This window comes from Wolbachia endosymbiont of Cylisticus convexus, from assembly GCF_003344345.1.
Window position 1 is genome coordinate 1 of record NZ_QPIP01000018.1, and the last position, 24,526, is coordinate 24,526.

Annotated in this window: 13 protein-coding genes and 7 pseudogenes; 7 read left to right on the plus strand and 13 right to left on the minus strand. The window is 34.4% G+C overall.

Annotated features, from left to right (window positions below; all coding sequences use genetic code 11):
- Nucleotides 1-106: 106 nt before the first annotated feature.
- The 3 genes and pseudogenes from Wcon_RS03225 to Wcon_RS03235 all read left to right on the plus strand — a co-directional run.
- Nucleotides 107-1,054, plus strand: coding sequence for an IS110 family RNA-guided transposase (locus tag Wcon_RS03225; RefSeq protein ID WP_063630491.1), 948 nt, complete (start codon nt 107-109; stop codon nt 1,052-1,054).
- A gap of 239 nt (nt 1,055-1,293) precedes the next feature.
- Nucleotides 1,294-1,482, plus strand: a pseudogene (locus Wcon_RS13300) (IS5 family transposase); the annotation flags it as partial.
- A gap of 45 nt (nt 1,483-1,527) precedes the next feature.
- Nucleotides 1,528-1,745, plus strand: a pseudogene (locus Wcon_RS03235) (transposase); the annotation flags it as partial.
- Nucleotides 1,746-1,869: 124 nt separating this feature from the next.
- On the opposite strand, the gene rsmD reads toward Wcon_RS03235, so the two are convergent.
- The 8 genes and pseudogenes from rsmD to Wcon_RS03275 all read right to left on the minus strand — a co-directional run bounded on the left by rsmD (nt 1,870) and on the right by Wcon_RS03275 (nt 16,943).
- The gene (rsmD, locus tag Wcon_RS03240) at nt 1,870-2,418 is read right to left on the minus strand and encodes a 16S rRNA (guanine(966)-N(2))-methyltransferase RsmD (RefSeq protein ID WP_114517203.1); all 549 of its coding nucleotides are present in this window, start codon (nt 2,416-2,418) and stop codon (nt 1,870-1,872) included.
- Nucleotides 2,419-2,522: 104 nt separating this feature from the next.
- Nucleotides 2,523-3,152 carry a WD_0853 family protein gene (locus tag Wcon_RS03245; RefSeq protein ID WP_114517204.1) on the minus strand — a complete coding sequence of 210 codons (630 nt, stop codon included), beginning with the start codon at nt 3,150-3,152 and terminating at the stop codon, nt 2,523-2,525.
- Nucleotides 3,142-6,303 (minus strand): TrbL/VirB6 family protein, encoded by a 3,162-nt coding sequence (locus Wcon_RS03250; RefSeq protein ID WP_114517205.1) that lies wholly within the window; start codon nt 6,301-6,303, stop codon nt 3,142-3,144. The genes Wcon_RS03245 and Wcon_RS03250 overlap by 11 nt, the downstream gene beginning before the upstream one ends.
- Nucleotides 6,304-6,394: 91 nt before the next feature.
- Nucleotides 6,395-9,325, minus strand: coding sequence for a TrbL/VirB6 family protein (locus tag Wcon_RS03255; protein WP_114517206.1), 2,931 nt, complete (start codon nt 9,323-9,325; stop codon nt 6,395-6,397).
- Nucleotides 9,322-11,734, minus strand: a pseudogene (locus Wcon_RS03260) (TrbL/VirB6 family protein). Before Wcon_RS03260 ends, Wcon_RS03255 begins: the two are co-directional and overlap by 4 nt.
- Before the next feature lie 17 nt (nt 11,735-11,751).
- Complete coding sequence (locus Wcon_RS03265) at nt 11,752-14,238, minus strand: TrbL/VirB6 family protein (protein WP_114517207.1); 2,487 nt, start codon at nt 14,236-14,238, stop codon at nt 11,752-11,754.
- Nucleotides 14,231-16,637: pseudogene (locus Wcon_RS03270) on the minus strand (VirB4 family type IV secretion/conjugal transfer ATPase). The gene Wcon_RS03265 and the pseudogene Wcon_RS03270 overlap by 8 nt, the downstream one beginning before the upstream one ends.
- Nucleotides 16,638-16,646: 9 nt before the next feature.
- Entirely contained in the window at nt 16,647-16,943 is a 297-nt protein-coding gene (locus tag Wcon_RS03275) for a type IV secretion system protein VirB3 (protein WP_114517208.1), read from the minus strand.
- Nucleotides 16,944-17,006: 63 nt separating this feature from the next.
- On the opposite strand from Wcon_RS03275, the gene Wcon_RS03280 reads away from it, so the two are divergent.
- Entirely contained in the window at nt 17,007-18,584 is a 1,578-nt protein-coding gene (locus tag Wcon_RS03280) for a lysine--tRNA ligase (RefSeq protein ID WP_114517209.1), read from the plus strand.
- 146 nt (nt 18,585-18,730) lie between these two features.
- Here the strand turns inward: Wcon_RS03280 and Wcon_RS03285 are convergent.
- The 3 genes and pseudogenes from Wcon_RS03285 to Wcon_RS03295 all read right to left on the minus strand — a co-directional run bounded on the left by Wcon_RS03285 (nt 18,731) and on the right by Wcon_RS03295 (nt 21,217).
- A pseudogene (locus Wcon_RS03285) lies at nt 18,731-19,310 on the minus strand (RlmE family RNA methyltransferase).
- A gap of 76 nt (nt 19,311-19,386) precedes the next feature.
- On the minus strand, nt 19,387-19,962 hold the full coding sequence (locus tag Wcon_RS03290) for a DUF2497 domain-containing protein (protein ID WP_114517210.1): 576 nt from the start codon (nt 19,960-19,962) through the stop codon (nt 19,387-19,389).
- A 19-nt stretch (nt 19,963-19,981) separates the two neighbouring features.
- The gene (locus Wcon_RS03295; RefSeq protein ID WP_114517213.1) at nt 19,982-21,217 is read right to left on the minus strand and encodes a TolC family protein; all 1,236 of its coding nucleotides are present in this window, start codon (nt 21,215-21,217) and stop codon (nt 19,982-19,984) included.
- 125 nt (nt 21,218-21,342) lie between these two features.
- Here Wcon_RS03295 and rplM point away from each other — a divergent pair, with 125 nt between their 5' ends.
- From rplM to Wcon_RS03310, 3 genes are all read left to right on the plus strand, one after another.
- Nucleotides 21,343-21,801 carry a 50S ribosomal protein L13 gene (rplM, locus tag Wcon_RS03300; RefSeq protein ID WP_114517211.1) on the plus strand — a complete coding sequence of 153 codons (459 nt, stop codon included), beginning with the start codon at nt 21,343-21,345 and terminating at the stop codon, nt 21,799-21,801.
- Nucleotides 21,802-21,811: 10 nt separating this feature from the next.
- The gene (rpsI, locus tag Wcon_RS03305; RefSeq protein ID WP_114517212.1) at nt 21,812-22,249 is read left to right on the plus strand and encodes a 30S ribosomal protein S9; all 438 of its coding nucleotides are present in this window, start codon (nt 21,812-21,814) and stop codon (nt 22,247-22,249) included.
- A gap of 145 nt (nt 22,250-22,394) precedes the next feature.
- Nucleotides 22,395-22,706 carry an HU family DNA-binding protein gene (locus tag Wcon_RS03310; RefSeq protein WP_047759800.1) on the plus strand — a complete coding sequence of 104 codons (312 nt, stop codon included), beginning with the start codon at nt 22,395-22,397 and terminating at the stop codon, nt 22,704-22,706.
- On the opposite strand, the pseudogene Wcon_RS03315 reads toward Wcon_RS03310, so the two are convergent.
- Both Wcon_RS03315 and Wcon_RS12760 read right to left on the minus strand, forming a co-directional pair.
- A pseudogene (locus tag Wcon_RS03315) lies at nt 22,699-23,405 on the minus strand (pyridoxine 5'-phosphate synthase). The gene Wcon_RS03310 and the pseudogene Wcon_RS03315 overlap by 8 nt on opposite strands.
- Before the next feature lie 220 nt (nt 23,406-23,625).
- Nucleotides 23,626-24,444: pseudogene (locus Wcon_RS12760) on the minus strand (transposase family protein).
- Between the last annotated feature and the right edge of the window lie 82 nt (nt 24,445-24,526).

Below are 24,526 nucleotides of genomic sequence, written 5' to 3' on the forward strand. Positions count from 1 at the left end.
ATCAAGGTACACTAGCCCTATCTCTCGATACGTTTGAATAGTTGTGTGGGACATACATATGCACCCGTTTACAATCTTAAATTAACTAAAACTAATCGAGGTTATTATGATTACATCTTATCAAAATTTTATTGGCATTGATATCGGAAAATTTAAAAATGTTGCTGCAGTTCACAACCAAAAGAACACTATCAAGTTTGATAATAATGCTGCTGGTTGGCAACAATTGTTTCAAAATTTTTCAAATATTCTACCTAATTCTTTTGTAACTTTGGAAAATACAGGAAAATATGAGCTTGGCTTAGCACACTTTCTGGTTGATAAGAATGTTGCTGTACATCGAGCTAATACTCGCAAAGTAAAAAGCTTTACCTTATCTCATGGAATTTTAGCAAAGTCTGATCAATCAGATGCAAGAGCCCTTGCTCAATATGGATTTGAGCGTTATAGTACTCTATCTCTATTTGTGCCTATGTCAAAAGAACAAACAGCCTTAGCTGCACTTTGTCAACGTCGTGATGACCTTACACAAATAAGAGCTCAAGAGAAATGTAGACTGAAAGCACCTGAAAACGACTATATAAAAGAAAGTTGCCAAAAAACTATTGACTTTTTTAACAGTCAAATAGATGAGCTCAATGATGCCATACAAAAAATTATCGATGAGAATCCAGAGTTAAAAAAGCGCCAAAAAATCATAAGAACAGTACCAGGAATAGGTAAAAAGTTATCACAAGATTTTGTATGCTTGATGCCAGAACTTGGCTACTTAAGCAGGCAAGAAGTTGCTAGTCTTGCTGGAGTTGCCCCGCATCCAAAAGAAAGTGGTAAAGCTATTGGTTATCGCAGAATAAGTGGTGGCAGAAGGAACGTTCGTGAAAAGCTTTTTACATCTGCGATGGCTGCTTCAAGGACTAAATCTGCACTTGGTGCTTTTTATTCTGCTCTCATTGGTAGAGGTAAAAAGAAGATGGTAGTCATAACAGCTCTAATGCGCAAAATTATAGTGATTGCTAATGCAAGGCTTAAAGAAGCAATTAACGCAAATTTTTAAAATCTGCATAAGAAAATAGGTTAATGAATATGCGCGCCACACAAATTTAAAGCACATATTCATTAATCATAAGATCTAAGCAGTGGTAGTTGTTTGATATAAATTTCTTTCTGTAATGAACTAGGGTTTTTATTGCCAAAAATACGTTTTTCAATTGAATAAGAATACAAAACTATAAATAAGAGTTGTAATAAGACTAAATTCAAAAAATTTTAAAAAACATAGTTGATGAGAATTATGAAGATGGTATTAATGAATGGAAGAAAAAAGTTAAGTATGGAGCACGGTCTTATATTGAAGTCTTTTTCTATAGGTTATTTGGGTTTGGCTTGAAAAATAAATCAGAGGTAAATCGTGTGTTAATTAAGTGCTACTTACTGAACAAATTTACTGATATAGGTATGGCTAAATTTAAATTAGCTGCGTAAATTCATTGTGATTTACATGCCTATCAGTGCTATGCAACATAGCCTACACCGATTTTGGAACCTGGACAAACTTTGATAATGCTACTTTTCATAAGTCTAATAAGATTACCGAACTTGCTAAAGGGGTTGGTGCGAAATTTTATATCTGCCTCCGTATTCTCCAGATTTTAACAAAATTGAGCATAATTGGTTTGCTATAAAAAACAGAATCAGGAACTCTATTCAAATCTTTTCGTCATGCTGTCGATTCTTCCTTCTTATGACCTTTTGGACTGTTATGAGAAGGGCTATAGTTTCTCTGGAAACTTGCAGGAGCAGAATTTATGCACATAAAACCAGTTCGTGTACAAAAATAGCAATCTTGTGATAGATGTTTAGGACGGAGATTCAAGTGAGTAAAGAAAGAAAAATTATTTTTGCAATACCGTAGGTACGCTCCAAAATTATACTGAGATTTTTATTGCACTTAAAATCTTCGTTCTTTCTAATCTCCAGAATTATCAATGTATCATTATTTAACCAGCCTGAGTGAGCTAATCCTTCTAAAGTTGAATTAACTAGATTACTATTATAAGGCGGGTCTATAAAAACTATATCGCACTTTGAAATAGATCTTGGTAATCCATTAGCATTGCAACAAATTAACGTGATATCGCTCGTAATTCCAAAATCTTCTGCTGTTTTTTTAGGCAGTTGCAAATTGTAATAATCTGAATCTACCATGAATGCATGTTTAGCACCTCGAGAAAGCGCTTCAAATGAAAAAGAGCCACTTCCGCAGAATAAATCAAGCACATTCAAGTTATAAATAGATTTTCTTGAAGAAAGTACACTAAATATTGCTTCTCGGACAATACCCATAGTTGGCCGTACAGCTAAATGCTTGCCTGTGGTTATTTTTCTTCCACGATATTTGCCTGCAATAACACGTAACATATAAAATAAGTTCGAAGTTAACTAATTATTTATAATATACATTTAATGTCAACATGGCTTTAGCAGTCTAATAGAGAGAAAGTTGCTTGTGGAGAAACGCAAGATCAATCTCTTTTCTTTGATTTATTTGCTATACTGATTGCATGGGCAATCTCGTCTTGTAAATCATCATGATTGTTTTTTTCATCATGACTTAGCTCTTCAATTCTACTTTCTAACTCTAACTTAATTGTAGTATTGATTTTCTCTATATTATCGAGGAAGTTTTTACATTCTTCATCACTATATTCTTCACCAGATGCTTTTCTTTCTATAAATAGATTTTTGAACCCTATTAAATTAGAACTCTGATCGGCATTCAACACAATATTTCTCTCTATAAAACTAAGATCTGATAGTAATAAATTAACCTCAAGTAGATCTTCACTTTTAATATCTGCAAGACTACTAAGATTGTCTAAGACGTTAAACACCTTAAACTCCTCTTGCGCAATTTCTTGATCTTCCTTGTCAAATTCTGACGATAGCCCTTTATCATCTATAAGTCTCTCACTCAGAGCTTTATTGAGCTTTGAAAGATTAACATCATCTTGCTTAGTGTTATGTAATAACAAATCTACCCTTGCTCTGCGTGCATTCAAAACATCATCGTAATCGTTTAACTTGATGTTACCATCTTCGTCTTGCTGCAAACCATAATATTTTAGTCCTTTAAAGTTATGATTACTTGCCATTATCATCCCTGTTATTATCCTCAGGTCCTTTTGGTTCCGTACCTAATTTTCGTGCTACTTCACTTGGTTGGTTAGGCTTATTTTCTTTTGATGATTTGTCTTTTTCTGGTTCCCTCTTGCGGCCAATAGTGTAATCATGAAGCCTTTTCAAGAATTCCCTTCTATGCGTTTTTGCTCTATAAAGCAAATTATGCTGATAACCATCCTTTTCTTCCGTAGCAGGGTTAATTCCTCCTATAGAGTCAAGACCATGCTCCCAAGTAAACTTCATAGCATCTTCTACTGTATAGCCTAAATGTGATCCTACATATCCTTTATAATATTCTAAGTATTTACCAATTCTTCTATGTGCAATATCTTCTTTATCAACTCCAAATGCCCTGTAAATTTTTTCCTCAAGCTTGTCAACATCATTTTTAGGCGATGTTGCAAACTTCGTTGCTTCAATAGTAGCACCTACAAATTTACGTGGCACATCAATAGCATATTTCAGCACTCCTCCAACTCCTGGTATTCTACCTAGCAAATTAGCTGTACCTCCAGCTAATCTGTCTGGTACATGAGTAGCCCAACTGCCTAAAGACTCTAACTTTCCACCAGCAAAGTTCTGCCACTTCTGCTTTAATCCCTCTGTGATACCAGCTAGAGGTGATGCTTGATACATACTAGATATGCTATAAACACTAAACCCACCACCAGCAATGCTTGAGCCCATCTGTTGTACGAACTCCTTCAAAGAAAACATCAAAAACGAAAGCAAGAACAGTACAAAGATCTCTCCTGCATTGATTAAATAACCTCTCTGTATGTCCCGCACCCTTTGGTAATCGCTATTTTCTTGATAGTTTTGATTTACATCATAAAAATCCTCTGATTGGCAGCTTGCACTTTGCATAATTACACCTTGTACTAAAGACTTTATTTCACTTTTTGAATTTGGTTGAATGATACCCTTTTTGTAGTTGCCTATTATTTTCTCATAATTTTTGCATTCTTCTTCATGTTGTTGAGACTGACAATAACGCCTCTTTATCTTACCATCTATCTTCTTGTCTATACTACCTATCAACAATAAGATATCAGCCTTTTCTGATGCATGTAATAAACTATTTGTTAGACGCACTAGATCTTTTTCACTTTCACTACAACCAGCGCTAACTACCATATCACTTTCCGCAATATAATGATCTGCTGGACTACCCTTAGTACCAGGAATTGGATTAAAGAAAGGATAATCTATATAACGAAAGCCTTTTTCAACATAATCTGGTGGCAGAGGAATATATCCAGCACCACCAGTGAACTTTACTGCACCACCTTCTCTGCTTAGCTTTTCTATTCCTTCTATATTCTTATCTACGTTCAATGGAGAAGCCTCCCCGATAGTATAAGGTACAAAAATTTGCCCTGGAGTCCAGCCAAAGTATTCTTTATCAATTATACAAAAACCACCAAATACCCATTTTGGAGCGCATAACTTTATTTCAAGCCATTTATTATAGCATACAGTAAAACCTAACTGTTTATAAAAGGTATTCATTATCATTGCAGCAAGTAATGACAGCAGGGTAAATATCATAATTGATTGCAAACAGAAACTAATACAGAATTTTATCCAACCCTCAAATAGACTTTTCAGCGGTGAAAATAAAATAGAGATCAGGAATAGCGGCATTATAGCTATAAGAAAAGCTATGCCCATAAAACCAGAAAGGAATATTATGTAGGCATAAATACAGAGCAGAAAATATAAGACAATCCCTATAAAAATTGCCGGTATCATAAGGAGACTCGCCCACATTTGATAATGTAAAAATGCTGCAAACTTTTTCCAAACAGAGTAAGCAAAAAATTTATTGAACATGTTCTCCATAAAACCAAACAATTTATCAGTATTTGAATTAGGAGCAAAATTAGTAATGATACTTATCAACTGTTCAAGACCTTTAACAAATAAAACGAGAAAATGATCATAGAAAAATTTAAAACTTCCAGGAGATATAAGCACTACAACTAGAGTGATTTTCATCATTCTGATGAGCATATCTTGCTTAGCTTCTTGTATCATACCAAAAAGATAGAGAAGTGATGAAATCACTACAAACAGAACAAGCAAGGAAAGAACAAAATTATGAAAGCTTGTACCTTTCTTAACCATATTTTGGAACATAGTTTGTGCAGCTGCAGGATCATCAATTTTAAAATGTTCCTTGCAATTTTCGTTAATCAACAATACACATTTTAGATAGTTATAAACGTAATCAAAAAATCCAAAGGTACTTGGCTGCTGCACTCCTCCCAAAAACTCGAAAGAGTAGCCGCCTGCATTGTCTAGATAATATCTGTCTAATATCTTTACATATATTTTCCATCCCTTTTCTAATTTCACCGGGTCACAATTTCTGTCTTTTAATTTAGTGCTATCTCTATCTAAAGTAAAAAGTCCATTGTCGCCCTCTGCTGTAGAGTTATAACCTAGATGTACAGTAAGAGATTGAGGATTACGCATGGATTTCAAATTTTCGTTAGGACTAGAATCGCTAGGCCTTTTGAATAAAAGATAAGCACCATGGCCGTTAGTAAACCAACATGGAGCACCACGTTTTTCTCCTCTATCATCTTCACTAATACGCTCGCAATTTACAGTGCAACTTGCATTAGAATTACTTGAAATTTTTTGTGTACTAGATTCGTAGTCATTACAAATTAAGTGAAAGTTAGGCAAACTATTATCGCCTTGTTTACCTTCAAATCTAGTTGCATATTTTAGCTGTTCCAAGCTTTGTAAATTATAACTACCTTTAGATTCTTTCTTGTTATTATTACTCCAAGATATCCATGCACCATTTACTCGTACTACTAAACTATCTCCATTGGTTTCAAGGCCAGTATCCTTCCACTTCACTACTTGGTTAGGGTGAAACCCATAATTAATTTCGCCAGTTTCAGGATCAACAACTTCTCCATCTTCTGGAATAAAAGTATCTTGGTCGCTTGAAAAATGAGAGCTTACTGCAATAGGTTCAGGACCAAAATAATCAGCAGATATACATCTTGGAAAAGGCATGTCATTCTTACTACAACCTGTGATCAGCACACAGATTACCAAAATTAGTAACCTAAACCAACATCTGCCTAAGCGTGATTGCATAGCTAAACTTTTCCCAAATACAGAATAAATCTCTAAAATCTTATACTTTAAACATCTTTTTAATTAGTTACTCTATAATATCATTCATATCTCATCCATCTTCATTTTCTTTCTCTCTTATTCTATTAGACTCCCCTTTCTGACCAGGCTGGCTTAGTGTTTCAGGTCTGCTTGATTTTTTATCAGAACTCCCTTTAGATTTCTCTTTCTTGTCTAGTTGTTTCAACTCTATCGCAGTTCGATCTTTACTCATTCCCTGTTTTATGTTCTGTATCATATTTTGAGTTTTATCATCAAGACCAACAGTTGACAGCATAGCTTGTGATGCGCTCCTAGCAACATGACCAACACTTTGAGCAACTCCATAACCAGAGCTGAACAGTGCCTGGGCTATAGTTTCTGATATAGAAACAAAAGCTTCCATTGCACTGGCAATAATAAGATATATAAATGCCTGGACTAGGTCTATAGGTAATGCTGCAAAGTGCCCACCAGATTTTTCTCCAGTACTGAGTGCAACATCAACACTAGTACTAGGACTATAACCAAGAGGTAATATTGACTTAATAAGGCACAGATCATACGATAAAAAATTTACGCTAATTAAACATTGATAGCATGCAGAAAAATTTGTGAGATTGTATAAAACTGAATACATCAATTGGTTTAAAAGAGACAAGGATGAAAATAAAATGACTGGTTGCAATGAAACATGAGCTAGCGTTTTTATCCAGTTATCAAACAATCCCTTAGTTTGTTGAAATAGAATAAATATGATAAATAAAGGAGCTAATGACAATAAAAATGCTACTAAAACAGTAGATATCACATACTTGAACGTAGCACTAATAATGCATTTTAAGAACGTAAAGGTAGCTTTAAGTATCATCAAAAAAGCGATAAAACCAAAAGGACCAGAGAGCATTAACGATAAAAACTTCAACCATGTTTCTCCTGTAAATAATACTCCCGCTGTTAAATCTAAGAATGCAAATTTTTTACCTACTTCACCTATATAGCCAGAAAAACTATCAACTAAATAAATGCTACCATCCACAAAGAGCCCAGACAAAATTGTACCAAAGAATTCCCAACTTCTATTGCTAAAAGCAAAAGCTATAAATGCTATCTTGAACACTCTTATAATAAAATCGAATTTACTTAACTGTATTGTTCCAAGCATATAGCCAACAACAGTAAATATAACGTATAGAATAAGTAAAGCTCTTACTCCTTGTAGAAGCCCCTTTCTATATCCTTCGTACGGAATTTTAATTCCATTTTCATCTCTTGCTGTTATGAAATCAAAAATCTTGTTTATAGTTGATGAAATAAAATCGTTTATTTTTCTTTTTAAAAATAAATTTACTGTATATTTGTTATCTTCATAATATTTGCCGTCTTTGTCCGTAATATCATCTCTCTCTACGTTACTTACATCAACACCAAAATATATTTTCTTAGACTCTTCGTTCCCCAAATGACTTCCATCTATTATGTAATAATTTACACCATCCTCTGTTATTTTATCCAAATTCTTTACTTTTTTGAAATCATTAGTCTTTATAGCAGATGGATCTCCTGGCGGATTATCACCCAAGTACATATACAGTTTTTTACCACTATCGAAGTTACATGATCTAGTCACTTCAACATGATATCCACCTCTATGAAGTTGGTAGTTGCCATTACTTGCTATAGCAAGCATCACATTACTACCAGGTTCTACCTCTTTATTTACTTTATAGTCATGATTTAATTTTAAGGAAAAATCCTTAAAATTATTACTTATTTTTGAGCATACCAGATCATCATTTGCTTCTTTCCTTTTTGGAAAACATTGAATAGCTTGAGCAGTATCCTGATCATCAAGATCGCCAATTTTTGCAACAAGAGCCTCAGCCCAAGAAATATCTCCTCTGCCCTCTTTGAAGTTTAATTTAGAGTTTGATATTAAATTAATGTCAATCTGCTTAGAATCTCCTTTATTTTCTTCAATCTTTTTTAGCTCATCCTCAATGCCTTTAAGGTGAGGATACATGTCACACTTATTGCCTTTATCATACTTTTTGTGTCTTACAGAAGAAACACAATTTCGTTTTCTTTCTGCACCTATCCCAAAACCCCATATACCCTTTTTATTGTAGCATATGTTCTGATAGTGACAATTAAGCTCATAAGAACTGTACTTATTTGCCTCATTATCACATCTTTTCTCATTACATAATTTATCCAGTCCTATTTTAGCTCGTCGTAAATCTAACAATGCGCCATTCATCCATGGACTTCCATTTTTAATATAATCCTTATTAAAGTGTACCTTATTATCGTATGGAGTGTAGCCGTTACCAACTAATACTTTTCTTTCCTTCATGCTTTCTTTACTAAGCTGTGGAAATTCTACTGCAGTCCTTTTACCACTTTCTCCACAAAAGAACATCCCTCCATTTAGCACGTCTTTTATCGTAGCTTTGTCTTTTTCATCCCCTTCTTTAGTTCTATAACAATTGTCATCAAAACTAATCCCTTCTTTTTCTGGATTATTATAATCAATTATCATCTCTCTGGGAACTAAGCTAAAGCTTAATTTATCACCAGGGTTTACTTTGATTCCAGTATCCACATAACGTCTCTTACTATATGATTGACCATTTCCGAACCCTGTGTCTCTACACACTTCTTGCTCGTTAAGACCAGAATTATTAATTAACTCGCTACTGTAATTTGGTATTGAATCATCGGTACAAAATACAGCAGGCACAAGTACTCCCTTTGGACTTTGACCTTCTTTAAGAGGACAGAAATTCGCTGATCCACCGAGAGTAAATTTGATTTTCTCATCCTGGCTAATTACTTGACCAGAGTCAATCCAATGAATTTTAACTCCTTCATCTGCTTTATAAACTGGAACATCTACGCTGACACTAGTATTTCTGCTCTGCAGACCAGGTTCAACACAATCCATCGTGCAGCCAGTAATTACAAGATATAGTATCAATAATAATGATCTTCTGCTCATCATTGATTTCCTGTGTTTGTTGGTATTTTAGGCACTGATCTTTGAGCTGGTTGTGGTATTTGAGGTCTTCGACTTGGTGTACCAGATTGCTGACCTGCTCTTCTTTGAGCGCTTTGCTCATCTAAACCTACTACTCCCATTAAGCTTTGCTGATATTGCCTTCCTGGTTCGCTTGCTACATAAACACCAAACAACGAATCAGATATTGTCGAAGATGCTTCAACTAAAGCTTTCATAGCATGTCCTAAAATAACAAAAGCCATCATAGCGGTGATATTAGGTACATGTTTGGAAGCATAACCGTAAAAAATACAAGGATTAAAAATCCTTAAGTTAAGATTAAGTATACATGTAGGGCAGACCTCAAAATTAAAGACCGAATACACAATATAATCCATAACTTGGCTTATTAATGATATAGAAATTAAAAGCACTACCGGATGAATTGCAAATCTTGCTAAATTTCTGATCCAATTGTGAAACATCTGTCTGGTATATCCAAATAGAAGACAAATAATAAAAATAGGTGCCAAGGAAAGCAACAATGCAACTATTGCTATAGATGTGATAAAAGAAAATAAGGCATTAAAAATGGATAAGCTTACTGTTATTAAACCCCAAATCACCAAGCAAAATGATACAATACCCAAAGGACCGGAGAATATAAGGGATACTATTAATAACACTGAGTGTGCTGATAAAAACCTATTGAGTGGTAAATCAAGAAATTCAAAAACATTTGACGTTGTACCTCTGAAATTTGCTATTTCTATTAACTGTTTTGGAGTGTTAACGAACATAGAAAATGCGTTGTTATAAAAAAAGTTCCAGCTGTTATCCTGCAATAGCTGGGTAATGATTCCTATCTTTACGCATATAATTAAAAACTCATATATAGAAATATGAGTTAACCCAAAAAAGTAGTAAAGTGTGTACAAAACTATATATAACACTAATAACGACACTATTGTAGATCTGATGGTCTTTGTTCTTTTTGATGCCACAAAACTTTGATAAAGAGATTTTACAGGGCTAGTATCAGAGTGAATCGCATTAGTGTCTTTGTAGCTAGAGCCGAAAAATGCAGTTTTTACTTTTTCATCAAAAAAATTATATATCGCACTAAAAGTTTTCGTAGGTGGCTCTTTAGTTGTGAGGTTAATGCTAAACTGACCTTCATTTTTGTAATCGCAACCATGGTCTCTTATTCCGTAATATATGGTGCCTGTTTTGTCTTTTAGCTTTTCTTTTAAGCCTTCCATGTACTCAGTATCATGAACTCTGTTAATATCAACAGGTATATCTCCCCGGGTTTCGTCAGGGCCATGTTCAGGGAATGTGTCAGAAACACGTATGTACAAGTCATCTTTCGGACTAGGTATTCTTGTTACTCTTATGTTGTAGCCGCCCTTGCCATTGCTATCCCCTAACCAGAAAGTTAATTTTGGTACTGGGTGGTCTTTACTTACCTTGTGGTCATAATTAGTATATGTACTACCATTTTGCAAATATTCAAAACTTTTTTCACCCTCCATATTAACTCTTAAGTGTGGAACATAAGTTTTGACTTTTGCATTCTTTAAAACATCACCAATAATCTCAGCATCTGCGAATTTACCACCAGAACTATTTAAAGCGCTAGTAATAGAATTAAACAATTCGTGTTCTGTAGTATTATATTCAACATACACACAATCTTTTTTAGTATTAGAATTATAAAACTTGCATATATATCCACACGCTAGATTGAGAATATATGTATCTACTTTGCTCACCTGGTTGTCTGAAAGCCCGCTACAGTCTATATTTTTTCCTTGTTGTTTTACAAAGTTGATAATCTCTTTAATTTTCTCTTCATCTTGATCTGACTCTGAAGAATCGGAACTCCAATACTCTTTTCCATTCAACCACTGTGGATCACCTATAATGTACTTATTGGGACATATTTTATCTTGACATCTTTCTCGATTTAAAACATGTGCAAAATACTCCTTCTCCCCTTCACCACAACTCTCGTCAATTTTTTTTATAGGTAACCGTGCCATTATCATTTTTACACATTTTACTGCCAATAACACTAAAACTTATCGAATCACCTTCTTTAAGCGCAAATGGCAATGTAACAACAATAGGGTCTTTCCCAGGTTGAACTGCAAAATCTTTATACCGCTTAGGACAAAAATTAACCTTGCTGGGCACTATGCTAATCTCTGTTACTTTTACACTACCTGAGATATAGACACCAGAATCAACCCACTTCTGCTCTGTTGACACTACATCTAGTTTCTCACGCAAGCCTGATAAATCTTCTGGCTTAATACAGTGATGTTCCCCGCACCCAGATAATAAAAAGAGTACCACAAAACTTATGCATAGCTTACCCAAGTTTTGGTTGCTCAAACGCTCAAACATCTGTTACTCACCTGCGCTCACTCTCCACCTGATTTTATAGTTTCACTAGAGGAGGATCCCTTATTAGCATCTCCACCTCCTCCAACAGACCCTCTTGCCTTGTTTACAGCTGCAGCGGCAACTTGACCAACACCACCAGCAGCAGCTTTGGCAGCAGATAAAGCTTTATTCACCATTTGCGCAGGCGTATTGCCTGAACCTAGTGCTGCTCTATGGTTACCAGCAAGCTCAGCAGCCATACCGGGAAGAACGTTTAAAAAATGGTAAAATAAAAATAGCACTAAACACAACTTCATTAACTCTCCAAGTACAGAGTTACTAAATTCAACATACGCAAAATCAACCAGACCAAGCAGCATGCTTTTCTCCCATTTGTATTCCTGTAGCATGCATGCTAAAGTATTTGGATTGTTAGTACATCCTCCTTTTTCCAACTTAAACCAATATGTTTTCTTGCCTAATATTTCAACTTGCTCTTCCTCAAAATTTAAACCTCTATAAAAGATTTTATCACATGCTATGAACATAAAAGATAAAAATGCAAAAAGGATAACAGGGTATAAACTGTAGGTAATTAATTCTTTTACCCAACCATCAAAATATCCCTTAGTATGTTGAAATAAAACCATAGGAATGAATAAAGGCGATAAAATGATAATTACACTAAGAGCAACTAAAGATAAGATAAATACATAACACATCCACAAAATAACCATCATCATTAAAATGGCCATGAATATACAGACAAGAGCTACTAAAATTTGCCCACCAGCAAAAATAATACCTATTATTGAACCTGCTACTAACAAGACAGGAGCAGCGCCAAGCAAGACTGCTAACGCTACAACACCTCCAGTACCAATTTTGCCACCAATTCCATCAAAAGGTGCTCCTAAATAAAATAAAATCCTGCAATCAAGCCTATCCCAAGGTGCAAGATAACTGTAAGATACCTTCTTTCCTGTATGAAGAGCATATTCATAATCTGTACCTGCATTGTAATTACATATACCTTGACTCTCAGATGACGCTTTAAGCACTATTTCTGATAAACCATTTGAAAGTTTTGTCAATTCTCCGTAATAATGAGACATGGTACTACCTGTTGTGAAATAAATCACCAAAGCGAATTTAATGATCAACATGTACATTTCTTGTGGACTGCGAACACCACCAGACATGGCTTTTATAGAGAACAGTATTAAAGCCAAAACTAGAACAGCAGTTACGGTGTTTTTTAGCTTTTTCTGTGCCACAGATAAGAAACTGCCTTTTTTATTCCCATTCTTGTCTTTCAGTAGCTCACCACTTGAATCGATACCTGCCACTAAATTGTCTAACGATTCCTTAATGCATTGCACTATCATAGAAGTTATGGGAATAGGAGATAATGATTTACTTCCTGCTTGATTATAGCAAGCTTCAGAGACATACGAGCTAAAACAGCCTTTATTGTCGTAACCTACAAAAATTTTTCCTTCTTTTTCCTTATCTCTTATAATAGTTTTATGATCTTCATTGGCACCAATTTTTACTGGTAAATCAACAGCACCATTGGCCTTACTCTTGAAAATCATCGTAGACTTTTCACACATAGGAGCAAGAGGGTCTGGTGGTAATTCTGTGCACCCTATATCAATTCCTTGCGGCCAAGGAGCTCCAGCTGCTCTAACTTCAGCCAATTCCACGCATAACCTGCCCATTTTTCTCACTGCTCTGAATGTTGATCCATGTATGTTTTCGCTCTGTCCAGCTTTAAGCACTTTACATTCCAGATCACCATCAACTTTCGGAGACCATGACCCACTTTCATATCCAGTGTCTTTCTCTCTGACATCAAAGTCTATCTCTCCAAAAAGATTACCAAAAGTCAAAGGATTGCGATGACACACTTCTATATATTCACTATATTGCACACCATTTTTTGGCCAGTAGTAGTGTCGCCTATCAGCATTCCAGTCAGTAGAGTTTAAAATCTCCTTTTCTGTTTGTTTTCCACCTTTTCCTGATCTTTTCTGTAATGCAGAAAAATATTCGTCTTCTGTTTGATAATTTTTATCTGTGAGCATACTATAATTTGCATATTCATCTTTTAATTTGAAATTTTTATACTTTCCATCATGATCACGTGCAACTGGGTGTTTAACAAAGCTATGCTGACAAACAATAAGTCCCCCTATTGCCTTCCAGACTCCAACAATTGCAGCTATCATTCCAACAATAACAAGAGCTGTAAATAAACCAGCAGAAGAGACGATTAAAACAATGCCAGTAAATATTGCGCCAACAGCAATCACTATTCCAGCAAGTGCTGCAGCTGTTTTAAACACCCCACAATCAGGATCAGAGGCACGACTAAAACTGCCAGTAGAATTAAACCTGCTAACAAATTCTGTCTTGTCAGTACCATTTACTCCACCTGCAAATACTGGATATGAAAGTAAAAAATCTATATTTAATAAAAATATCGCAATTAATAGCAATGAAAGTTTAGTTTTAAACATTTTTCACCTTTTGATAAAACACAGGCAACCATACTTTTGGATTATCTCCGACCTCTTTTAGTATATCACGTAACAGTAGAACACTTTCTGCACGTCCAGATAATACGTTGACCACATCATCCAAATCTTTTAGATCTATTCTAGCTACTACAGCATTAACCCCCTGCTTTACCAAAAAGAATCTAGTACTTGGGTCTGTGTGTTTGATCAGTATGTATTCACGTTCAGTTAACATAAAAACATCTCGGTAGACACTAGTAGCTTTCAGATTTGGCAAAAAAATTTGTGTTGCTGTCTGCTGTACAAGCGTATCACTAATAGCACTTTTACTTGCATCTTCAACACTCTGAGTAGCAAAAATCACAAAAGCATTTAACTTTCTCAGCACTTTCAACCAGTCCTTTATCTTAGGTGCAAAAACTGGATTATCTATTAACGCCCATGCTTCATCAAGAACAATAATAGATGGAGTGCCATCAAGAGATATACTAATCCTATGAAATAAATAAATCAAGACTGGTCCAAGAGCAACAGGATCCTTGAGCAAGCTAGCCATTTCAAAGCCAAACACCCTTGCTTTTGAAAAATCTAGCAAATCTTCTTTATTGTCAAATATTGCAGCGTGAGAGCCATTGTCATGCCACATAGATATTGCTCCAGCTAAAGTATCAGGGCCTGCAAGCCCCAAAAAAGGTACGAGATTTCTCAAGAATCTCTTTTCTTTTTCTAATTTAAAATTTCCCTCGATTGCATCATTAATTCGAGCAATGTCTTCTGAAGCGAATTTATCGTTGTACACCGAGATTAAGGATTTTATCCATTCCATTAAAAATGTTCTATTATCAGGAGTATCGTCAAGTTGTAGAGGATTAAAATTTGTTTTAGTTCTTGGTTCTATTATAGTGTAGATGCCGCCAAGTGCTCTCAAAAAAAATCTCTGCACCACAATCTTTATCAAAAAAGAATATTCTTGGAGAAAATTTCATTGCTTGAGCACATAAGAAATTCATTAAAACAGTCTTACCAGCACCAGTTGGCCCAATTATCATAGTATGTCCAACATCCCTTATATGAAAGTTGAAGAAAAATGGTGTGCCAGATGTTGTGTCAAAAACTGTAACAGCATCTCCCCAGTGGTTATTGAATTTTTTACCAGTAGGATAATTATGTTGAGATGCAAAACCAGCCAGATTAAGACTACTTATCGTACCTTTTCTTACTATATAATCGAAATTACCAGGAATTTGTGCCCAAAATGCTGGTTCAAGGTTAACTCTCTCACGAATAGGGTAAACACCGCAATTAGAAAGCTCTGATTCTACCAATGACAAAGCATTATCTAATGATTTAGGGCTTTTTTCTATACATAAGATAGTTAAATGGTGTTCACCAAATGCAATCTTACCGCTCATTGCATCATCAAGCGCATGAGAAATTTCTGCTATTTGAGAAATAGCTTTATCTGCAGATTGTATCATCCGATTTTGCTGTATCTGCATTTTTGCAATTGCCATTTGCCTATTTATAAATTGGAAAGATTGTGTGATGATAAATTCATAAGGAAGTTGTAAAAAAGAATCGAGCATCCCTGCAGAGGTATTATTTCCATATTCCTTGATACTAACTATTCCAGCGTATTTACTCTCATTATGAGTCACAACCTGTATCATCTTACGACCAAAAAATAACCTATGTACTGGTAAGTATCTTGATATTTCAGTTTTTAGTGGAAAGAGCGTGTTTGTAACAAATCCACAATTTACAATTCTAGATAGAAACTCCATTATTTCACAAAATAGGCCGTTTGGAGTTTCTTTTACTTCAAGGATTTTAGGCGAATAATTCCTAAGGCTTGTCACTATACGATTGGTCGTTTCCTCTAGATCTTCATAGGTAGCACACATATCACTTTCCCAAGCGTGTTTTGAAGTTACATGCCCGAATTTCTTTAATAAATGTGATAAAAACTCTACTCCTTTTGTGTCTGCTCTACGAATAATCGTAATGTATAGGTCATTAATAAAAGATTGCCTCGTTGCATGTTTTTCTCTCCATTTTAGATTTACATGATTAGCAAAGAAATTTGGCAAATTCTGGCTTGCAAATTCATCAGAAAAGATATTTTTCTTACGCCTGATGATATGAAAGTACAAACTAAATGCTGGAGATGAAATGCTTCTTAGCATCTGATTTCTGATGTTATTCTGTATTACCAAATCTTCATCATCGGCTGTTTCAAACGCAAAGCCACTTAATTTGATAAACTTAACCAACCAATTCTGCTTTGTTATTAGGGTTGTACTATTCCAATAGCAAGAATAAGGTATAAATTCAGCAGCGTGAACCTCCCTGCTTAGAGTAGATTTATTCTTCGATTGAATAGCTCTAAATCTCAGCATCACACTACTTCAAGTAATATCATAAGAATTAGCTCCATGATAAAAACGATTTAAACATTTGGAGCATTTTCCCAATTTTACCATAAATAACTCAATAAACAACGGTTCCTTTGCAGAAGCTATATAGCCAAGTCCATGTATCCCTGGTAACATCAGGAGAATTACTCTAAGATCATTTGTATTAATGAAAATTAGCATGCAAATTAGAACGTTTAATATTGCAAACATATAACTCACACCAAAAAGCATTGCAGGTCTTGTAAGACCTTTAAATAATTGATCCGTTTGTATGCTACCTGTAGACATATCTTTAACCTTCTAATAATAGCTTTAACACTAATACTACATCATTAATTAAAATCCATTGAAATGAATAGCACTTTAGGTAAGATAATTAATTTAAATTCAATGATTACAAGCTGGCCATTTCAAGAAGCAGAAAAAATACTACAAGAATTTCCTAATAAAAAAGAGATAATATTTGAGACTGGATATGGACCTTCAGGTTTGCCGCATATTGGTACTTTTGGGGAAGTTTTCCGTACTACGGTTGTTGCAAATGCCCTAAAAAAAATAGCTCCTGGTATAAAAAACAAAATCATTGCAGTTTCCGACGATATGGATGGTTTGCGAAAAATACCAGATAATGTACCAAATCAGGAGATGCTAAGGGAATATTTAAATAAGCCATTGACTATGATACCAGACCCATTTGGTACTCATGAAAGTTACGGTCATCATATGAATTCATTGCTGTGTAAGTTCCTTGATTTATTTGATTTTGAATATGAATTTAGAAGTGCTACAGAGTGTTATAGATCTGGTGTTTACGATGAAAAGCTCTTACTCTTGCTGAAAAATTACGACAGAGTAATGGAGATAATGCTTCCGTCATTCCGAGAAGAAAGACAGCAAACCTATAGTCCATTCTTACCGATATGCCCAAAAACTTCTCAAGTTTTGCAAGTCCCAATAATTGAAAGGAATAACAACAAAGGAACAATCACATATAAAAACGCAAATGGAGAAAAAATAGAAGTTCCAGTAACAAAAGGCAGATGCAAATTGCAATGGAAACCAGATTGGGGAATGAGATGGGCCGCATTTGGAGTCAATTACGAAGCTCATGGAAAGGATTTGACTCCATCTGCTGTGCTTTCAAGTCAAATATGTAAAATACTTGGAGAAAAGCCACCGCTTTTGTTTTGCTATGAGTTATTTCTTGATAAAGAAGGAAAGAAGATATCAAAATCAAAAGGAAATGGTATTTCGATCGAGGAGTGGCTAACTTACGCGCCCACAGAGGGTTTAGCGTTATACATCTTTCAAAGTCCTAAAAAAGCTAAACGTTTACATTTTGATGTGATACCAAAATCAACCGATGAATATTTGGAGTTTGTTAAGCGTTACAATGAGAGTGAAGAAAAGGATGTAAACAGTTCTGTATGGCACATTCACCAGGGTAACGTTCCTAATATCGAAACTTCGGGTATAAACTTCTCATTGCTTTTAAACCTAGCAGCAGCCTGTAATGCTGAAAATAAAGAGATTCTTTGGGGTTTTATATCCACTTATGCATCGAACGTTACACCGAAAAACAACAAAATGCTCGATAGGCTTTCAGACTTTGCAGTTAGGTATTATCACGACTTTATCAAACCAACAAAAGCGTATAAGACTCCAAATGAAAAAGAGAAAGAAGCGTTACTAGATTTAAAGAAAACCCTGCATTCTCTATCTATAACCGCTACTGCCGAAGAGATTCAATCTCAGATTTTTTCCATCGGAAAAAAACACAATTACAATAACTTACGCGATTGGTTTCAGTTGCTGTATGAAACACTACTTGGACAAAAAATCGGTCCAAGAATGGGATCTTTTATAAAGCTTTATGGGATAGATAATACAATCTCTCTTATAGAAAGTGCTACTGAACGTACACTTTAGAGTTTGCCTTCTCTTTTCATTTGAGCTTTTTAGTTTTATTAATTATAAAAATTGCTTGACAAACCTCGCTACTTTCCTTATTATGGTAAGGGGGTTAGTGAAGCTTGTAAAGTAATTTACCGTTTCTGTAAATATCTGGATTAATATTATATAGAAGGTTTGCTGCCAATAAAGCCTAAACTTACCAAATACATTTCTGTAGATTCAGATCTACTTGACTTTGGTTTGCAGTATCTTACTGTTTTAAACATTTTTTTTTAGCTCATTGCAGAAATCTTTATCAGACTCTCCTTGAAAAATTTTTACTACGAACTTGCCATCATGATTCAAGAAATGCTTTACAAAATTGAGCGCTGCTTCACATAAAAGCATAATTCTGATATGATCTAACGATTTTAAACCGCAAGATTCGGGTGCCATATCAGATAAAATTACATCAAATTTGTGATCCTTGAATTTTTCTCTTAAAATTTCAAGTCCGTTGATAATATCACACTGTATACACTCTACTCCATTAATTGAATTTATTGGTTTTATGTCAACAGCAACCACATCTGCTCCTTTCTTAGATGCAACTTGTGACCATCCACCAGGAGAAGCACCAAGATCAATAATTTTTTGCCCTTCTTGGAATAATTTAAATTTATTATCTATTTCTACTAGCTTGTATGCTGAGCGTGACCTATAACCATCCTTGCTAGTTTTTCGCACATACTGATCATTCAAATGACGATGTAGCCACCTTGTTGAAGATAGTTTTCTGCCTCTAGCCGTCTTTACTCTAGTTTTTATTGCTAATATCCTACTTATTATTGATTATATCTTTGAGCTCTTTTTCAACTACTTCTTTTACCAGTGCATGTAGATATTTATTTAGCCATTCTGAGAGCTGAGGTTTTAAAAGAGATGTAACTAATTCTTCAACAGTAAGGTTCGCTTTTCTTTGTTGTTTATGCTGCAATTCTTTTTGCATTTTTCCAAGCAGCGCTTTGATCTCTTCCATATTCTCTTTTAAAATTAGATGATCGTTATTTTGCGCTTGTAAGCCGCTATTACTCGCTTTGTTATTACTCATTTGGATATTATCACACAAATAAATATCTTTTTTTTCTTCTGAATTGTAGCTATGGCCATTAAATTGGTTATTGTTGCAAACCATTTCCTCACTTTGGTCATCATTATTAATGTCCTCTTTTTCACTATTTTCTTTTTTGCTATCTTCTCCCATGTCTTCTGGGTACTCTTCGTCAAGGTATAGCACATCATCATTTTCATCCTTTATTTCTGCTTTATCGTTACTTGCGTTTTTACCCGATATAGCTTTTTTTATATCTTCTAAGATATCTTTTACAGATTGATTGCCTTGTTCATCATGCATATTGCTAATACCATTAAATTTAGAGATTTATACTATTTATTATAAAAAGCAAATTATAAACACTGACTACATAATTGCTTTTTGCTTCAACTAAGTCTGAACGTGCTTTAAATAATGCATCTTCAGTATTCAAAAGGTCAGATGTACTCTTTAAATTTAAGTTTACCTCTTGCTCAACTCCTTCCAATGCTAGAGCTGCTGCTTTTTCCGCTTCTTGACTTGCTTTGATAATGGCCTTTGCTGTCAGCACATTATTCCAAGCATTTACAACTGCTTGTTCTATATTTTTTACCGCTTCATAATAATCGTAGGTAGACTTTTTTGCATCTATTTTAGCTCTACTGACACCAAAAGCATTAACTCCTCTTTTAAAGATTGGAACATCAAGAATAAAAATAACATTGACATTTTTTAATAGGTTGTCTAACTTTATACCATCTTCCAAAAAATTTTTGCTTGCACTTAGATTTAAAGAAGGAAGCCACTTGGAGCTTTCAGCGATCACTTCCATTCCCGCTGCTCTTTTTTGATAAACAGCTGCTTTTAAAGATAAATTATTGGTTTTTGCTAACTGTAAACATTCATTTAGCTCTGGAACAGAAGGTAGTTTACCATTAGCTTCAAAAAGGTCATCAGCATCTTCGCCAATCAAATGATAATAAGCAATATTTGCCAACTTTAATTTACCTTTAGCATCAACCCTTTCAGATATAGAAGACGAGAATTTTGCCTCTGCTAACAAAACTTCAGCTTTGGTTATCTCTCCAAGGGAAAGGCGTTTTTTCATAGCTGACAAATGCTCTAAAGAAACACGCTCTTTATGTTCTCTGAGTTTTAATATTTCTGCCTTTTGTAAAACATTAACATATGCTTTCACAGCGCTGAGTGCTACTTCTTGCTTCGACTGTTGAAATCTCATTTTTGCTGCTTTAAGAAGATGACTTGATCGGTTGAATGTAGCAAAAGTGCCCCCACCATCTATTATCCTTTGGCTTAATATCAGGCGTTTTCCAGGTAAATTAGATTGATTATAAAGATTAAAATTACTATCAAAATTGTACTGTAAATTAATGTCAGGTAAAAAACCAGCTAATCCAGAAGATTTTAGTTGTTTTTCAGCACTTTTATATTGGTAAAACTGAGACTTTATTTTTGAGCTGTTTTTGATAGCTTTACTTATAGCCTCTTCCAGATCGATTGCATGGCAACTTATAGCACTAAAAGCGATTGCAAATATAATAATCAATCGAAACATTTTACTTTCTAACATGGTATTTAAGTTACTAACATAAATTACTTTAGTAATCAATAACTAATGTTGTTGACACTATTGAGAAATTTAATATATAGTAACTTACTATTGTGTATATAAGATAAGATATGAAAACTTTTTTCTTGAAAGAGAAACAAATCAATAAAAAGTGGCTTATTATAGATGCAGAAGGGTTAGTGGTAGGTAGGCTCGCAGCGTTTATAGCAATGCTGTTACGCGGGAAGCATAAGCCTGAGTATACACCTCATATGGACTGTGGTGACAATATAATCATTGTTAATGCGGAAAAGGTGTGTTTTACTGGGAAGAAACTTAAAGATAAAATTTACTATAAGCATACAGGTTATCCTGGTGGTTTAAAGAAAACTACTCCAGATACCATTTTAAATGGTAAATTTCCTGAACGTGTGATAAAAATGGCAGTAAAAAGAATGCTTGATGATGGCCCTATGGCACGTAGGCGGTTTGAAAATTTGTATGTTTATTCTAGTTCAGAGCATAAGCATCAAGGACAGCAACCTGAAAAAATAGATTTTGCCTCTTTAAATCGTAAAAATAAGAAGTAATGGAGTGAAAGTGAAAATAAATAATAATGATCAGCCAAAAAAGGCAGAAGTTGATTTACTTGGTCGTTTATATGCTACAGGCCGAAGAAAAGAATCTATAGCAAGGGTATGGATAAAGCCAGGAAGTGGAAAATTTAGTGTTAATAAAAAAGATGATCTAATTTCTTATTTTAAAAGAGAAGCGGCGTGCCAAATGATTAAAGCACCATTTATAGTAACTTCTATGTTAGGTGAATATGATATGTTTGCAACTGTAAAAGGTGGAGGGCTATCTGGCCAAGCAGGTGCCTTAGCTCATGGAATAAGCAAAGCTTTAAGTAGTATAAGTCAAGATTTACACTCTATATTACGTAATGGTGGGTTTTTAACTAGAGATTCACGTGTTGTTGAGCGTAAGAAATATGGTCAACATAAAGCTCGGAAAAAATGTCAATTTTCTAAGAGATAGTGATTTTATAGTGGTGTTTTTTGTAAATATTGTACAAATATTTGTGTAAAGTTTATGATGTCTTCTATTTTTGTAATAAATTTAGTTGACTATTGACATTAGCATAATATGCTATTTATGTGATTTTTCAATATTAAGGTAGTTTATGAGTAAAGAAGATATAACAAAACAACTAAAAGAAGGTTGTGCTAGTCAGGGTATATGTATAACACAATCTGATTCAAATAAGTTGTATGACACGTTCATGGGAATAATCAAGAATGAGATAAACTGTAAAGGTGAAATACGTCTACATGGAATAGGTACACTCTCTACTGTTATAAGTCAGGAGAGACAATGCCGTAATCCTCAAAATGGGAAGATTATGACTGTTCCTGAAAAAACAAGGATAAAATTTAAACCAAGCAAAACTTTTTTAAGTATTGTAAGGCACAAGAAAAAAGTACCTGCTATTTAGATATTGTCATTTTCATCCTTTTGATTACACTGTGTAAGCCATAAAATATAGCCTCGCTGATTAAAGAATGGCCTATATTAAGAGCTGAGATGTGAGGTATTTCTTTTATTCTTTTAGCGTGTTTATAAGTTATGCCGTGTCCTGCGTGGCATTCTATTCCTAGCTTGTTAATGTATTCTGTAGCATTGATAATTAACTGTAGCTTTTTCTCTGATGGATTATTGCAGTAATTTCCTGTATGAATTTCTATTATATCAGGTTTCATCTTTAACTTTTCAAGATATTTTAGTTGATTAATATTTGGATCGATAAACAGTGAAACTTTTATGTCAGAGCTATGCATTTCCCCTATTATACTAGAAAGTTTGCTATATATATTAAAGATATCTAGGCCACCTTCAGTTGTTAGTTCTTCTCTTTTTTCTGGTACTATACAAATCGAATAGGGTTTTACTTTTTTTGCTATTTTGAGCATTTCTTCCGTGGCTGCGATTTCAAGATTTAGCTCGGTGCTTATGTTTTTTTTAGGGTAAATACGTCTTCATCTCTAATATGTCTTCTATCCTCTCTTAAGTGCACGGTGATAAAATCTGCTCCAGCATCAATAGCTATTGTTGCTGCTTTTAGCGGATCTGGATAAAAAGTGCCACGCGCGTTGCGAAGTGTTGCAACGTGATCGATATTAACACCTAATTTCACAGTTTACCTTAAAAATTATTTATAGATTATACGTATCATTAGGTCTTCTGCATAGTCATTGTTTAATGCCATAGCTGGGAGACGGAGCTACTAACAAACTCTGCCAGCTATGTATTTTATTATCTTCAATCTGTGCAGATTAAACGACAAAACAACATAAGACCTGCTGCGAATCAAGCGATAAAAAAAAGGAAAGGAGGGTGACTAAAATCAAGGTTAACTAAAAGGAGTGCTTAAGATTCACAATACCAGCAATAATATTGAACCTCAGGTTATATTTTTTCTGAAAATTGCGATAAACATTCGACATAATCTTAAATATCTTTATCTCTCGGATCTTACTTTCTACTCTCATTCTAAATGATTTCTATTATGCTCTTTCTGCTCTGGAGTTAATGGCTTTTTACGATACTTTTTATATGGAATTATAACATTGCTTTGCAATTTTTGCCAACCTTGATATCCAGAATCGGCATATTTTATGCTATCGAGTGGTAGATATTTTTCTTGTTTCCTTATGCGAAAATCGCTCACGATATGACTTTGACACTGATAAAATTCTTCCTCCTTCTTCGATAATAATCTCAGTTTTCATAGTGTTGGTTCTTTTTTTTCCTGAATATGATTTCTTCCGTTTTTTACTATCTTCTGGCCTCTGTATTTGCTGTTCTGTAACATCAGCCAGAATTTTCAGTATTTTTTCTGGTGTCATACTTCTATCTTTTGTTATAGTCACTTTTTTGGCGAGTAATGGCTCTATTCTCTTAAGTAACCTACATACATTTGCGTTGTGCACATTGAATAGGCATCCTAAAAATCTATGTGTTATGTAAGTGCGATAGTACAAAATTACACAAAACAACTTATCTTCCAGAGTTGGTAGTTTTTATCTTCTACCATGGCACTTTTTCTGTTTTTCAAGTTTTTCCCATCCAGACCTCACTTTTTCCACTACTTTTTCGAACTCCTCTATAGTTAAACCTGTTATATTACGAAAGTTTCTTCGGTGTTTCCTCATATTATAGTAACTAAAGCTCATTTTTTACCTTACTCAATCTGCTGATTCTTCTTCTACCTCTCTCCCATCATTTTTTCAATCACCTTTTGCAGCAGGTCTTTTG

Bases quoted from the DNA above. Each gene is read 5' to 3' on its own strand.
- Wcon_RS03225 (WP_063630491.1), top strand. From the start codon at position 107: ATGATTACATCTTATCAAAATTTTATTGGCATTGATATCGGAAAATTT.
- rsmD (WP_114517203.1), bottom strand. From the start codon at position 2,418: ATGTTACGTGTTATTGCAGGCAAATATCGTGGAAGAAAAATAACCACA.
- Wcon_RS03245 (WP_114517204.1), bottom strand. From the start codon at position 3,152: ATGGCAAGTAATCATAACTTTAAAGGACTAAAATATTATGGTTTGCAG.
- Wcon_RS03250 (WP_114517205.1), bottom strand. From the start codon at position 6,303: ATGCAATCACGCTTAGGCAGATGTTGGTTTAGGTTACTAATTTTGGTA.
- Wcon_RS03255 (WP_114517206.1), bottom strand. From the start codon at position 9,325: ATGATGAGCAGAAGATCATTATTATTGATACTATATCTTGTAATTACT.
- Wcon_RS03265 (WP_114517207.1), bottom strand. From the start codon at position 14,238: ATGTTTAAAACTAAACTTTCATTGCTATTAATTGCGATATTTTTATTA.
- Wcon_RS03275 (WP_114517208.1), bottom strand. From the start codon at position 16,943: ATGTCTACAGGTAGCATACAAACGGATCAATTATTTAAAGGTCTTACA.
- Wcon_RS03280 (WP_114517209.1), top strand. From the start codon at position 17,007: ATGAATAGCACTTTAGGTAAGATAATTAATTTAAATTCAATGATTACA.
- Wcon_RS03290 (WP_114517210.1), bottom strand. From the start codon at position 19,962: ATGCATGATGAACAAGGCAATCAATCTGTAAAAGATATCTTAGAAGAT.
- Wcon_RS03295 (WP_114517213.1), bottom strand. From the start codon at position 21,217: ATGTTTCGATTGATTATTATATTTGCAATCGCTTTTAGTGCTATAAGT.
- rplM (WP_114517211.1), top strand. From the start codon at position 21,343: ATGAAAACTTTTTTCTTGAAAGAGAAACAAATCAATAAAAAGTGGCTT.
- Wcon_RS03310 (WP_047759800.1), top strand. From the start codon at position 22,395: ATGAGTAAAGAAGATATAACAAAACAACTAAAAGAAGGTTGTGCTAGT.